This window comes from Idiomarina loihiensis L2TR (assembly GCF_000008465.1).
Classification (GTDB): Bacteria; Pseudomonadota; Gammaproteobacteria; order Enterobacterales; family Alteromonadaceae; genus Idiomarina; species Idiomarina loihiensis.
Genome location: NC_006512.1, coordinates 1304235 through 1318914, shown reverse-complemented (window position 1 = coordinate 1318914; position 14680 = coordinate 1304235). Strand labels below are relative to the sequence as shown.

Genomic DNA, 14680 nt, shown 5'->3' with positions numbered 1-14680 from the left:
ACAGTCCGTCAATTACTGTCGTTTATTCTGAGCAATCGACGGTTCCGCCTGTTGATAAGCTGCTTTTTAACGCAACCTCATTCTTAGATACGAATATTAAAGAAAAACACTCACTCTCGCTTTTCCGCCCCCCAATCCACTCTTAAAAATACGGGATTTCTCGATCCTGGCGCGTTTATCGTCCAGGTAAAAGCACAGCTATAAGCTTTGGTTCGCTCATTGTTGTTACGACGCCGATCGTCGTCCTCGTTACGCTCTGATTCATAGCTTGGTCTGTGTTGAATCTAAAAATTCACAGTTTTTGAGAGTAACAATATGAAACTTTTAAGAAGAATGGCTTATTTAGGTGTTCTGACTGCAGTAGTGCCAAATGTTGTTAGTGCACAAGAGCCACTTTTGAATTTGCAAGAAGCAGTGAGTATCGCTGTACAAGAAGATCCTTGGTTAACGGCAAGTAAGCAAACCCAAGAGGCATTCGCGAGTGAAGCGATAGCCTCTTCCAGTTTGCCTGACCCTAAAATATCATTCACGGCTGCCAGTTTCCCTGTTGACAGTTTTAGTTCAAGACAGGAAGGGATGACCCAGTTAGTCGTCGGTGTTTCACAAGCATTTCCCAGAGGAGACACTTTATCGTTGTCTCGTAAGCAGAAAAACCAATTAGCTCAAAAACAACCGTTTTTGAGAGCGGATCGTATTGCAAAGGTCAAAACAACGGTCACGAAGTTGTGGTTAGATGTTTTTTTCTCTCAGCAAAGTATTCGCTTGATTGAATCGGATAGAGCGCTTTTTGAACAGTTAGTGTCAACCGCTAAGGCGAGTTATACCAGTACCGAGGGAAAAGCACGGCAGCAAGATGTTATTAGAGCCCAACTTGAGCTTACACGCCTGGATGATAGGTTGACGTCACTGCGACAAAAAGAGGAGCGACTTCAAAGCGAATTGTCGGAATGGATAGGTGTTATAGCGAAATCAAAGTTACCGGATGACGTTCCTAACCTTACGCTACAGGAGGCATTGAGTTCGCCTTCAACAATGCCTAAACAAGCCTTGTACGAATTGATAAAAGAACACCCGGTTTTGCAAGCGACCGATCAAGACATTTTGGCGTCGGAGACGTCTGTCGAGCTCGCTCAGCAAGGTTATAAACCGCAATGGTCAGCCAATCTGAAATATGGCCATAGAAACGACGATCCAAGCGGCAATGACCGTGCCAACTTGCTGTCAGCCGGGGTTACGTTCGATGTCCCTTTATTTACTGATAACAAACAGGATAAGCAGGTACGCTCAGCAAAGTTTAGAACGGAAGCGAAAAAAACTGAGAAGTTATTGGTTGCCAGGCAGTTAATAGCCAATTTACGCAGTACGTTTTTACAACTGAACCGTTTGAATGAACGTGCTGCCCTATATCACGAAGAGCTACTTCCACAAATGTCCGCCCAGTCTGAAGCCGCATTGACTGCCTACAACAATGATGATGGCGACTTTGCCGAGGCGGTACGGTCACAGATTGCGGAAGTCAACGCAAAAATTGATGCATTAGCGATCGCCATCAACCGCCAAAAGCTGATTGCCGAAGCAAACTACTTATTATTTTCAGGAGTTTAAAATGAAAACAGTCACTAAATCTCTTATAAGTTTAGCTGTAGGATTTGCGGTTGGCGCTGGCGCTATTGGCTACTTAATGCAGTCAACTGCGGGCTCCGCTGGTTCATCGGATAATGCCAAAAAAGAGCCGTTATATTGGGTGGCTCCGATGGATCCCAATTATCGCAGAGACAAGCCTGGAAAGTCTCCAATGGGGATGGACCTTATTCCGTTCTATGGCGATGATGGGGGAGAGAGTTCACCAGGTACTGTGAGAATCGATCCCGATGTTATTAACAACCTTGGGGTTACAACTGCAACCGTCACGTCCTCGAGACTCAACCTGGATATCGAAACAGTTGGCTATGTTCAGTTTGATGAGAACCGAGTATTAACAGTAAGCCCTCGTGTTGAAGGCTGGATTGAAAACCTTTTTGTAAAAGCGGTCGGTAACTCGGTTAAAGCAGGCCAACCTTTATACAGTATTTACTCCCCGGAAATGGTTAATGCTCAAGAGGAGCTTGTACTGGCCTCGCAGCGAGGTAATCAGGTTCTAATAGACGCTGCTGAAGAACGCTTAAGAGCCCTGCAAGTCTCTGAATCTGAGATTAAGAAGTTAAAAGAGACTCATAAAATTCAGAAAACAATTACGGTAAAAGCAAAGCAGTCAGGGGTATTGGATAAACTGACTGTGCGTGAAGGTGCGTTTGTAAAGCCGAGTATGAATTTAATGACGATCGCCCAACTGGATAAAATATGGGTTATTGCAGAAGTCTTTGAGCGGCAACTGAACCAAGTTGAGGTAGGTAATAAAGTTCAAATGGATCTTGAGTATGCTCCGGGTAAAGACTGGGAAGGAAAGGTTGATTATGTCTATCCGTCACTTAACCCTAAAACTCGGACGGGACAAGTTCGAATTCACTTCAATAACCCTGACGCTTTTTTGAAGCCGGGCATGTTTGCGAATCTTAATATTAATGCTGGTTTAGGCGACGAAAGCTTAATCATCCCCAAAGAAGCGCTGATTCGAATGGGTGGTTCGAACCGAGTTGTACTGGCACTGGGTGATGGGAAATTTAAATCAGTTAATGTTGACGTTGGGCGGTTAGGTAGCTCGCGAGTTGAGATTTTATCGGGTCTTATGGCAGGTGATGAAATTGTTACATCGGCTCAGTTCTTAATTGACTCTGAGTCCAGTAAGTCTTCCGACTTTAAACGTATGAACCACGACTCTAACACTGATAGCGAGAGCCACGACACTATGTTAAATGAAGCTGTATCAGTCGAAGCTGTCTGGGTCGAAGCAACAGTTAAAAGTGTTATGCCTCAACATTCGATGGTTACGCTGAATCACGGTGAGATTCCTGAATGGGACTGGCCTGCAATGACGATGGACTTCGATGTTGCTTCGGATGTTGAACTTTCTCAGCTTAGCACGGGGTTATCCTTGCATGCGGAAATAACGCAAGTCGGGAAGCAACAGTACCAGCTCACATCGATTCATATTCCTGAGCAAAAACAAGTGACAGAGCAGGAGCATAACCATGATTAAGTCAGTCATTCGATGGTCAGTGAATAACCGTTTTTTCGTTCTTCTGGCGACATTAATCCTCGTGGGTGTTGGTGCTTTTGCGGTTAAGAATACGCCCGTAGACGCACTGCCGGACTTGTCGGATGTCCAGGTGATCATTAAAACCAGCTATCCGGGTCAAGCGCCGCAGGTGGTAGAAGATCAAGTAACCTATCCATTAACAACCGCTATGCTGTCTGTCCCCGGCGCTAAAACCGTCCGTGGATATTCGTTTTTCGGCGACTCCTATGTGTATGTCATTTTTGACGAAGATACAGACGCTTACTGGGCGCGTTCGCGAGTACTGGAATATTTGTCTCAGGTTGCTCCGACACTGCCTTCTAATGCAAGACCGCAATTAGGCCCTGATGCAACAGGGGTTGGTTGGGTGTATTTGTATGCCTTGGTTGATCGTACGGGTAACCACAATTTGAGTGAGTTACGCAGTATGCAGGATTGGTTTTTAAAGTATGAACTGCAAACGGTCGAGGGGGTTTCGGAAGTTGCCGCCCTCGGCGGGATGGTAAAGCAGTACCAGGTGAAAGTGGATCCGGAGAAGCTGCGCGCATTCGATATTCCTCTTGCTCACATACAAAATGCTATCCAGCGAGGTAATCAGGAAGTGGGGGCGTCGGTGGTTGAAATGGCGGAAGCTGAGTATATGGTCCGGGCCTCAGGCTATATTGATGGTGTGTCAGACTTAGAGAGTATCCCGCTTGGCGTTGATGAAAATGGCACGCCATTATTGCTTAAAGACGTTGCTGATGTGGGTGTGGGCCCCCAAATGAGACGCGGTATCGCCGAACTCAACGGTGAGGGAGAAGCCGTGGGTGGTATTGTGGTAATGCGTTTCGGAGAAAATGCCCAAAAAACGATTGATGGCGTTAAACAAAAGTTGGAAGAATTAAAGTCTGGGCTACCAGAAGGTGTCGATATAGTCACTGTCTATGATCGTTCGGGGCTTATCTCGGATGCCGTGGAAAGTCTATGGAAAAGTTTAATAGAAGAACTCGCTATTGTCGCGTTTATCTGTGTGATATTTCTCTTCCATGTCCGCTCCTCCCTGGTTGCCGTTATCAGCTTGCCTTTGGGTATTTTAACCGCGTTTATTGTCATGTATTGGCAAGGAATTAACGCGAATATTATGTCACTTGGAGGGATCGCAATCGCTATTGGCGCTATGCTCGATGGTGCCATCGTCATGATTGAAAATATGCATAAGCATATGGAAAAAACGCCACTGACAGCAGAGAACCGCTGGCGGGTGGTTGCCGCCTCTGCTTCAGAGGTGGGCCCTGCTCTTTTCTTTAGCTTGCTCATTATTACCGTCAGCTTTATGCCGGTATTTACCTTAGAAGCCCAGGAAGGGCGGATGTTTTCTCCGCTTGCTTTCACGAAAACTTACGCAATGGCAGCCAGTGCAGCCTTAGCGGTTACCGTTATCCCCGTGTTGATGGGATATTTTATCAGAGGAAAGGTAACACCTGAGGGGAAAAACCCGCTTAATCGGTTATTGATCGCCGGGTATAAACCGCTTTTAAAAGGCATTTTGAAATACCCCAAGACAGCAGTTGTCGGAGCGCTTGTTATCCTGGCCGTTGGTGTCTGGCCGATTGACAAAATTGGTAGTGAATTTATTCCAGATTTGGACGAGGGCGATTTGATGTATATGCCCACTACCTATCCCGGATTATCAATTGGTAAAGCAAGGGAGCTGTTGCAGCAAACCGACAAGCTCATAAAAACGGTACCGGAAGTGAAGACGGTTTTTGGCAAAATTGGTCGAGCGGATACCGCCACTGATCCGGCACCCCTAACGATGATTGAAACCTTTATTCAACTGAAACCGAAAGATCAGTGGAGAGACGGTATGACCACTGAGAAGTTGAAAAAAGAACTGGATGCGCTTGTAAAGTTTCCGGGGCTGACCAATGCGTGGGTTTACCCCATTAAAACTCGCATTGATATGCTATCGACAGGTATCAAAACGCCGGTAGGTATAAAAGTTGCCGGAGCCGATCTTAATGAAATTCAGACGATAGGGCAGCAGCTTGAAGCAATACTTGATGATGTCGATGGTACGGCTTCTGTTTATTCAGAGCGAGTGGCAGGTGGACGCTATGTCAAAGTTGACATAGAAAGAGAGCAGGCTGCACGTTATGGCTTGAACATTGAGGATGTGCAGCAGGTCGTTGCCACGGCTATTGGTGGAATGAATGTTTCAGAGACCATTGAAGGGCTTGAACGTTACCCAATAAACTTGCGCTACCCTCAAGATTACCGTGATTCGCCGGAAGAATTAAAGAAGCTACCTTTAGTTACGCCAAACGGGCAGCGTATTAGTTTGGCGGATGTGGCTGATGTCTACGTTGAACTTGGACCGCCGGCAATTAAAAGCGAAAACGCAAGACTTAATGGCTGGACTTTTGTCGACATTGAGGGAGTTGATGTCGGCACTTATGTTGAAAAAGCAATGAAGGTTGTAGAACAAGAACTCGAGTTGCCAGCAGGGTATTCAGTTACCTGGTCCGGGCAGTACGAATATATGGAAAGGGCAAAGGAAAAACTGACTTACGTGATTCCGTTAACGCTCGCGATTATTATCGTTCTTTTATATATGAACTTTCGAAACGCTACAGAAATAGCCATTATATTGGGAACTTTGCCTCTCGCATTGGTGGGGTCAATCTGGCTAATGTATCTTTTAGATTATAATTTCTCAGTTGCTGTAGCGGTTGGTTTTATAGCTCTAGCAGGTGTCACTGTAGAAATAGGAATACTAATGCTGACTTACCTAAACCAGTCCTATAATGAATATGAAAAAAGTCAGTTAGAGCATGGTAAAGCATTAACGAAAGACGGTCTCTCTCTTGCCGTAATGGAAGGGGCTGGACTTCGTGTTCGCCCCGTCATGATGACGGCCGTTTCTACAATTGCTGGTTTATTGCCTATAATGTTTAGTACAGGGACTGGGGCTGAGGTGGTTAGTAGAATAGCGGCGCCAATGGTTGGAGGAATGATCAGCGCTGTTATCTTAACCTTGCTCGTATTACCTGCTGTTTACTATTTGTGGCGAAAGAAAGACGTTAAGGTTAGATGATACCTTACTCTGTAAATATCACCTGCGCACCTTTGATCTCGATCAATGATGTGCAGGTGGTAGTATGCTAATTCATAGCATGGCAATAGGAGCGCACATATGTTTCAAGCAAAATTTTTAGTTGTGCTTATGTTAGGAATAGTGATACAGCTATCCTTCCCAGCCGCTCCTGCTTATAACAATGCTTCCAATGTACAGCACGAAAAAAGTGTTAGCCATCCATAAGCTATATGCTTTAGGGCTTTTAGGGGGGTATATGAACCTATCTAAAATTACCGCTATTTTTGATCAACTTCGACAAGACTCAGTGGAAGAGGCTCTCATCGGCCGTGGCGTTAGCGGCTTTACGCTGTTTCCTGTGCGAGGACGGGGTTACTACTTCGATAGCTATAACGATGATCACTTAGTTGATCACGTACAGCTTGAAGTTTATGTGAACAGTGATGATGCGCGTGATGTTGCCCTCTTGGTAGTTGAAGCGGCCCATACTGGGGTATCTAACGAGGGATTAGTTTCTATCTCGCCAATCGATGAATTGTTCTGGGTTCACGATAAACGAGCAGCCACTAATAAAGAGCTTTCGTTACAAAGTTAACACCGAGCAAATGTTGCCTGAAACGTATTGGTAGTTTTAATTAACAGGACAGTATTGATGTCAAATAACGATCATAGAGCAGGAGTGCGGGGAATTAACTTAGTAAACCGCACTTTAAAGCTAAACGCAGAGAGTGTGAAAGAAGTTCGCAAAGCTATCAAAGAAATTGACTTGTTGGTTGGTCTCGATAGCGTTGCCTATGACTCTGAGCGTAACTTGTTATTGGTAGCTTATGATGCCTCTAAAGTGGATCTCAATGTTATAGAGGAAAAGCTCAGGAAGTTTGGTGTTGAAATAAATAGTGGGTGGTGGACTCATCTGAAAGAAGAGTACTACAAGTTTATTGACCAAAATATTAAAGATAATTCGGAACATACACCGTGGAGTTGTCATAGAAGTCCGCCAGTTAACAAAAGCAAACGAAAGTAACGATTAATTATAGGTAAGGAGTAAAAAATGCAAATAGAAACAATCAAAGATGTGCTGAGTTGGACCGTTGATTTCCACAAAAACCTGAAGGAGTGTGTTACTCACTGCTCTAAACAAAACCAAGATGAACGAGCTCGGATGATTCTAAACTACGTGTCGGGTCATGAGGCTAGCTTAGAGCGAATGGTCGAAGGTTTTTTGAGTACAGCAAACCGAAATGCATTAGACACTTGGTGTTATGACTATATTGGGAAACATCCCATCGTTGAGCATGGACACTGTGATTCGCCTTTTAAAGAGTTAGATACTGATCACATTATGGAGAACATTGTAAACCATCATGAGCAAGTCATTGAGTTGTATGAACACCTATATTCCCGTGTTGATATAGACAGCGCAAAAGAGCTGTTAGAAACAGTAAAAAACGTTGAAGAAAATGAAATTAAACGAATGGTGCAAACTGCGAACCGATTTTCGGATATGTAGTTAGTGAAAATTTTATCGTTGGTACTTTGTGGGAAAGAGCCCTGATTTGGTTAATTTTCCATAAATAAGGAGCACTTGTATGGGTGTGAAAACTGAGGACGTTAGTAGTAGTTCCATTGAGGAACTCATTATCGAGGGAGCCGGTTGCGCGAGTTGTGTTGGCAAAATCGAGAGTGCATTAAAGTCTGTATCCGGTGTGGAAAATGCAGAGATGAACTTTGCGCAGCGAACAGTCAGTGTGACAGGAACAGCAAGTCCGAGCGCTTTAGTGAAAGCAGTAGAGAGGGCGGGGTATAGCGCTAAAGTAGCCACGTCCGAAAGTGACGGTGATGCGTTGGCAGAAAAAGAGCAAGCCGACTGGGCTTATTACAAGCGGCTGATGCGGGAGATGACCGTTGCGCTGTCGTTAGGTGTACCTCTCATGATTTATAGCCTTTTTGTTGGTGAAATGACGGTGACCACTGCCACAGAGCGTGTGACATGGTTAGTCGTAGGTATTCTAACGTTAGGTGTACTTTACTTTTCGGGCAAACACTTCTTCGTCGGTGCCTGGCAATCTTTGAAAAATCATTCCGCTAATATGGATACGCTGATCGCACTTGGTACTGGTACCGCCTGGTTGTATTCCATGGTGGTTGTATTGGTTCCGCACCTGGTTCCGGAAATGGCGCGTCACGTATACTTTGAAGCGACCGCAATGATTATCGGTTTGATCAATTTGGGGCTGGCACTTGAACTGAAAGCTCGTGGGCGCACGTCCGAAGCCATAAAACGTCTCATTGGTTTGCAGGCGAAAACCGCAAGGGTGATTCGTGACGATAAACAATTGGATATCGCTATCGAAGACGTACTCGAGGAGGACGTAGTACGTGTTCGTCCCGGAGAAAAAATCCCTGTTGATGGAAAAGTTATAGAGGGAAGTACCACCGTTGATGAATCTATGCTAACGGGTGAACCCATGCCCGTGGAAAAATCAGTTGGTGATGACGTTGTGGCGGGCACGATAAATAAAAGTGGTTCCTTTTTGTTTCAAGCGACAAGAGTCGGAAAAGATACAGCACTTGCTCAAATTATTAACATGGTGAAACGGGCGCAAAACTCTAAGCCCCCAATCGGTCGTCTTGCCGATATTATTTCAGCTTACTTTGTGCCAGTCGTTATGATTATCGCTGTTATCAGTGCTCTAGCTTGGCTTAACTTTGGGCCTGAGCCGGCACTGGCCTTTGCTGTGGTATCAGCGACCACTGTCTTGATTATTGCTTGCCCTTGCGCATTAGGCCTGGCGACGCCTATGTCGGTAATGGTGGGTGTAGGAAAAGCCGCAGAGGCAGGTGTGCTGATTCGCAATGGCGAAGCATTGCAAACAGCGTCGAAAGTATCGGCTATGATCCTGGATAAAACGGGCACCATTACACTTGGTTCTCCTAAAGTCACCGACGTATTAGTAGCGAGTGAGTACGATGAGCAAACCGTACTGCAACTTGCAGCGACACTTGAGTCTGGCTCTGAACATCCGCTAGCACAGGCGATAGTTGAGTCAGCCAGGGAAAGAGGGATTAAGACAAGTAAGGTCTCGAACTTCAACGCCATCGCTGGTCATGGCGTGGAGGCAGAAGTTGACGGGAAGTCCCTCCTTTTCGGTAATGAAAAGCTGTTGCGTGAACGTCAAGTTGAGCTCGGTAACTTTGTTGAAAAAGCCCAAGGCTTAGCTGCTGAAGCTAAGACGCCTATGTACTTTGCCGTTGATAATGAGTTAGCTGCAATTATTGCAGTTGCCGACCCGATAAAAGACGACTCCGTAGCCGCCATTAAACGTTTGCAAGATAACGGTGTGCGAGTAGTGATGCTTACTGGTGATAATCGCGCGACAGCAGAAGCAGTTGCTGAAAAAGTAGGAATTAAAGAATTTTTCGCTGAAGTTCTGCCGGAAGAAAAATCAAAAAAGGTTCAGGAGCTGCAGATGGAAGGCGAAATCGTTGGCATGACGGGAGATGGTATTAATGATGCGCCAGCACTAGCTATTGCCAATGTAGGCTTCGCGATTGGCACGGGAACGGACGTCGCTATTGAAAGTGCTGATATTACATTGATGCGCGGGTCGTTGCACGGGCTTGCCGATGCGGTCGCGGTGAGCAAGGCCACACTGAGCAACATTAAACAAAACTTATTTGGTGCTTTTATTTACAACGTAGCAGGTATTCCTTTTGCCGCAGGCGTTCTGTATCCATTTTTTGGAATGCTGTTGAGTCCGGTTATTGCAGGTGCAGCAATGGCTTTTTCTTCGCTTACGGTAGTGAGCAACGCTAACCGGTTACGCTTTTTCAAAGCCAAGAAACATTAATGCACCTTTTAACATTGGCGCATTCAGGAGAATAAATATGTTATTTATTAATATTGCTGGTATCGCTCTGATCGCACTGATCGTCTGGTGGTTTTGGCTTTACACGCCCAAGCAGATGAAGCTGGGAGAAGGTGATTGGGTGATTGCCGTCGAAAACGGCACCTACTCGCCTTCGAGAATAAACGTACCTGAAGGTAAGCCGGTTGAACTCAGGTTTCTGCGGAAGGATCAATCGCCTTGCTCTGAAACTCTGCTTATCCCTGACCTGGAAATCAGTGAAACGTTGCCTTTTAACAAATTAAAGCCAATTCAAATACCAGCACTGGAACCCGGAGAGTATGACTTTCATTGCCAGATGCAAATGTATCGGGGAAAAATCGTTGCTGGTTAAATGGCTTAAAACGTCCAGGTCACAATGAGAATTTTAAAAGTTTTCCGCTAGATTCAATGAAATTCAATTTCATCGAAGGCATTGAAGGATTCGGCAATAAATATCGCCGTTATATGAGGTCTACGTCAGCGTGGGCTCCAAGATTTAACGATAGTGAAACAAAGTAAAATTAATGAGACCAATACAATTTGGTCATAGTCAAGAGGGTAATAAAATGAAAAAAGTACTTTCAGCTTTAACTATCACAGCTTTAATGGCCTCTCCTGTCTTTGCTGATGCACAGCATAAACATGGTGATGATAAAACAGGTTCAATGAGTGGAATGATGCATCATGAAAAAATGACATCAATGAATGAGCACATGCAAGAAATGCGCGAAGCTATGGAAAAAATAAAAAGCGAATCCGATCCCAAGAAACGTAAAAAACTAATGGAAGAACACATGAAGTCAATGCAGAAGGGAATGCAAATGATGAACCATGGGATGGATAAAGGCATGAACAAAGGAGAACATAAAAAGGGAGACAAAGCAGAGCAAATGGGCAAAGAGAATATGATGAATAAAATGAAAATGATGGAGCATCGAATGGATATGATGCAAAAGATGATGGAGCAAATGATGGAACACCAAAGTGAGGAAATGAAGCAGGGTAGTTAAGCGATATAAGGCATTCGCTTAAGATTAAGTGCGGTTATTTATAGGAATAAGTAGCCGCGCTTTTTATTTGATTTTGCAATTTTTTAGGACAAATGATGAAGCTTGATGCAAGTAAATTTGGTTTAGCAGCTGGCGCCGCCTTTGCTGTAGTATGGTCCATCTGCACTTTACTCGTGCTTTTTTGGCCTTCTAGCATGATGGCGTTAACAGAAAGCATGGTTCACGGTAAATTTTCTGGTTTCGAGTGGAATTTCAGTTTTGTATTTTGGTCACTTCACTTTTTATGAAAAGAGTAGCTCTGAGCAGAGCTACTCTGGAACTGGTAGTTTACTTTTTTAATTCAACCATATCATTAACTTTAACCTCGCCAGAGACTAGCTCAACACTAGCAAAATGCTCGTTGATAATTTCTTTAATACGAACCCTACCTACCCTTTCCATTTTATAGGGATCTTCTCCCTCAATAGTTGAAAGCTTAGGATTAAATCGAATTACATTCAATTCTTGATCAATTGATGCGCCATGCTTACTGCCAACGCAAACAACGATCTTCTGATCCGTTTTTTCAACAATTTGACCTCTCATAAAAACGTCATGATATATGCCCGTATTACTGCAAGCACTTAAAAGTAGTGTCGTAAGTACTATTAAAAAAAATCTAATTTGTGTGTTTAAGTTATTCATAGTATTTCTCTGTCTGAATTTAAAAATTGATCATGGGTGGAACGAGAGTCATAGATAATTCCTGACTACTATTTAAACGAAAAAGGGCTTGATAGGAGGTCGATAAGGAAGGCTATAAATTCCGACTAGAGTAGTGGGGGATATTAATGACTTACCGCTATTAAAGAAAACCGGAGTATCGAAAAAATTATCGCTTTGAGTCACTGAAATCATTTGAAAATTGCTACAATTCAAGAAGCTGAAACAGTCGGATTTACAATATGAACAAGGTTTTGGAAGAGTCCCACGGGGAACGAAAGTGTGAACTGATTCCTTAGTTGCGTTTTCCGGGAGAAATATTAATTGGTCACATGAAGCGGTCGCTGATTCAAAGGCTATTTGTGTGAGCAAAAAAGTTGACAGAATAATGAGATAACATATCTTCATGTTGATTATCTCTCTGGGCTACAGACTTTTAACTTAACATAGAAAAAATTTTTGAGGCCTGATTTAAATCAATAGAGGTTAAATATTTAGACGGCACTGTAAGCTTTTCTAAGCACGTTCCCAAAATAAGGAAATGGGAACAAGTAAACTCACTGAAATCGGATGTTTGTCCCTTGTTATGTGAACTTACGGATATCAGAACGGACTGATGTTGCCGTAGAAATTAACCTATAGCCATCCCTCAAAGAAAATTAATGAGGCTTTTTCTGAGGAGGAGGAACCCTTGCAGGCTTTGGAGGTGGAACCTGATTGGGGATTACTCTTTTATTTTCGGCCATTCTCATCTCCAAGAGATTCACGAACGGGCTTTCTCGGTGGAGGTGGGGGAGGTGGAACCTGGACTCGGCGGCCCGGGTACCTGATAGGTTGCTCTTTTTCCGTTGGTGGAGCTTGACTCATGTTGAAAAACCTCAAAGTTAGTATTAAAAAATAAGACTATAGAGAGTAATCCGGCTAAAAGCAAAATAGGAGCTGAGAAGTGCAATAGGTTCGTGATTACACGTATACAAGAAGCGTCTTTAAAATCCTTTTTATCCTCAGGGAGGCGACCATTTTGAAGCGCTTCAATCATGTTATAACGATTGTTCAGTAGTTTGTCACATCGTCTTCTATTAAGTTTATAAATAACGCCCGACAGTGAGAGGCTAAGTACTACGCTAGCTAGGGTTAAAGCGAAGAAAATCCAACTCAATTTAAGAGTGAAGTGGCTTTGTAAACCAGATTGATCCCATAGAGCTTTGGTTAAGAAGAGAAGTAAGCTTAGTGCTAAGCTTGATATTGTTAGTATCGCTTTATCTGTACTGGGTTCTACCCCTTTATCACGGACGGTTTAAAATCGCACTAAACTGCTGATCTTGTTTTGCCAGTCTACGACGCATTCTTGGATTATGAAACCGTTCAATATAATCAAAGATGTCTGAACGTGCTTCATCTCTTGTTCGATAGCGGCGGTAATTCACTCTTTCACGCTTCAGTATTCCAAAAAATCCTTCACAGGCAGCGTTGTCGCTGCAATGACCGACTGCGCTCATACTGCTGATCAGGTTATTAAATTTGGGAGCACGCTGATAATCACCACTGGTAAATTGAGACCCGCGATCTGAATGTAAAATCACGGGCTGATTGCCTGTTCGTTGCCAGACGGCCATTTCCGCTGCGCGAATGACCATGTACCGATCCTGACGGTGATGCATGGACCAGCCCACTATCAGCTTGCTGTACAAGTCGAGCACAACGCACAGAAACAACTTGCCTTCGGTGGTTGTCACTTCGGTAATATCGGTGACCCATTTAGTTTCAGGCTCTGCCGCTGTGAAGTCACGTGCCAGATGATTTTTAAGGCCAGCGGGCCTGGCGGCCTGTCGCTTTCGGCCTCGTCTTTTCTTACGAGGCCAGCCCTGAACGCCATTGACGGCCATTAAGCGGGCAACCCGATTCAGACTCAGTCGTTCACCTTCAATAGACAGATCTTCATGCATACGTGGTGCGCCAATGACACCACCACTGTCCTCGTGGATCTCCTTAATGCGGGTCAGAATGCGCTGATTTTCCACATCACGGGCACTGGGCGGTCGTGCTGCCCAGGCGTAATATCCGCTGGGTGACACTTGCAGGCATCGACACATTAAGCGTATCGGAAATTTATCGCGGCAACGCTCTATCGCCTGATATCTCAGGACGACTCTTTTGCGAAGAACGTTGCCGCTTCTCGCAAAAAAATCCCGTTCCTTTTTAAGCCGGGCATTCTCGCGTTTAAGCCGCGCCATTTCTTCGTCGCGGGGGTTACCTGAGCCTTTGAAAGCTTCTTTAGAGGATGGCTCGGCTTCACGCCGCCAACGGCTGAGCAAATTGGGGTTAATACCGATTTCTATAGCCACCTGGCGACAACTTACACCGGGCTGTTTTGTCAACGCTACGGCTTCACGTTTAAACTCTGGGCTGTACTTTTTTCGTTTGGTCATGAACACTCCTTATGGGCATATTATGCCTCTTTATGGATGTGTCCGTAAAATCTGGGTAGAACCCGTTTAGTTATACGGGCCATTTTAGTAACACGCCTTTAGTGTATTTTGTTCTGTGTTACTAAACAGTGTACTAAAAAGTCTGGATACTACTGAACCCGAAAGGACTGCAAAAGACCAAAGTTACGATCAAGTCTTTGATTATTAAGGAGTTAAAGTACTAATAAGGACCACTAAGGAGGGGGAAGTGGTGCCCGGAGGCGGAATCGAACCACCGACACGAGGATTTTCAATCCTCTGCTCTACCGACTGAGCTATCCGGGCAACGAGGCGTATTAAACGTTTTTTTCAGTTTCGAGTCAACCGCTTTTTGTACCTTTTCTACTGTTTGCTCA

Annotated in this window: 12 protein-coding genes and 1 tRNA gene; 10 read left to right on the top strand and 3 right to left on the bottom strand. The window is 44.4% G+C overall.

The window, feature by feature from the left end:
* Positions 1-315 precede the first annotated feature (315 nt).
* The 10 genes from IL_RS06300 (at position 316) to IL_RS13855 (ending at position 11441) form a co-directional block, all read left to right on the top strand.
* Positions 316-1605 carry a TolC family protein gene (locus tag IL_RS06300; RefSeq protein WP_016341323.1) on the top strand — a complete coding sequence of 430 codons (1290 nt, stop codon included), beginning with the start codon at positions 316-318 and terminating at the stop codon, positions 1603-1605.
* A gap of 1 nt (position 1606) precedes the next feature.
* A complete protein-coding gene (locus IL_RS06295; protein WP_011234473.1) occupies positions 1607-3136 on the top strand; it encodes an efflux RND transporter periplasmic adaptor subunit in 1530 nt (509 codons plus the stop codon).
* Positions 3129-6254: an efflux RND transporter permease subunit gene (locus IL_RS06290; RefSeq protein ID WP_011234472.1), complete on the top strand. Its 3126-nt coding sequence runs from the start codon at positions 3129-3131 to the stop codon at positions 6252-6254. The genes IL_RS06295 and IL_RS06290 overlap by 8 nt, the downstream gene beginning before the upstream one ends.
* A gap of 256 nt (positions 6255-6510) precedes the next feature.
* Positions 6511-6849: a P-II family nitrogen regulator gene (locus IL_RS06285; RefSeq protein WP_006956222.1), complete on the top strand. Its 339-nt coding sequence runs from the start codon at positions 6511-6513 to the stop codon at positions 6847-6849.
* A 57-nt stretch (positions 6850-6906) separates the two neighbouring features.
* A complete protein-coding gene (locus IL_RS06280; protein WP_011234471.1) occupies positions 6907-7278 on the top strand; it encodes a cation transporter in 372 nt (123 codons plus the stop codon).
* 27 nt (positions 7279-7305) lie between these two features.
* Positions 7306-7764: a hypothetical protein gene (locus IL_RS06275; RefSeq protein WP_011234470.1), complete on the top strand. Its 459-nt coding sequence runs from the start codon at positions 7306-7308 to the stop codon at positions 7762-7764.
* A 79-nt stretch (positions 7765-7843) separates the two neighbouring features.
* On the top strand, positions 7844-10105 hold the full coding sequence (locus IL_RS06270) for a heavy metal translocating P-type ATPase (protein ID WP_011234469.1): 2262 nt from the start codon (positions 7844-7846) through the stop codon (positions 10103-10105).
* Positions 10106-10142: 37 nt separating this feature from the next.
* Complete coding sequence (locus IL_RS06265; protein ID WP_011234468.1) at positions 10143-10496, top strand: cupredoxin domain-containing protein; 354 nt, start codon at positions 10143-10145, stop codon at positions 10494-10496.
* Positions 10497-10710: 214 nt separating this feature from the next.
* Entirely contained in the window at positions 10711-11154 is a 444-nt protein-coding gene (locus IL_RS06260; protein WP_011234467.1) for a hypothetical protein, read from the top strand.
* Between the two features lie 92 nt (positions 11155-11246).
* Positions 11247-11441: a DUF5676 family membrane protein gene (locus IL_RS13855; protein ID WP_148182711.1), complete on the top strand. Its 195-nt coding sequence runs from the start codon at positions 11247-11249 to the stop codon at positions 11439-11441.
* 40 nt (positions 11442-11481) lie between these two features.
* Here the strand turns inward: IL_RS13855 and IL_RS06250 are convergent, their stop codons facing one another.
* The 3 genes from IL_RS06250 to IL_RS06240 all read right to left on the bottom strand — a co-directional run bounded on the left by IL_RS06250 (position 11482) and on the right by IL_RS06240 (position 14609).
* Positions 11482-11838: a hypothetical protein gene (locus IL_RS06250; protein WP_011234466.1), complete on the bottom strand. Its 357-nt coding sequence runs from the start codon at positions 11836-11838 to the stop codon at positions 11482-11484.
* 1293 nt (positions 11839-13131) lie between these two features.
* Positions 13132-14285 (bottom strand): IS3-like element ISIlo12 family transposase gene (locus IL_RS06245; protein ID WP_231378630.1). Its coding sequence is split into 2 segments (ribosomal slippage): positions 13132-13154 and positions 13154-14285, totalling 1155 coding nucleotides; the frame shifts between segments, so codons are not numbered across the junction.
* Positions 14286-14533: 248 nt separating this feature from the next.
* Positions 14534-14609, bottom strand: a tRNA-Phe gene (locus tag IL_RS06240).
* Positions 14610-14680: the final 71 nt, after the last annotated feature.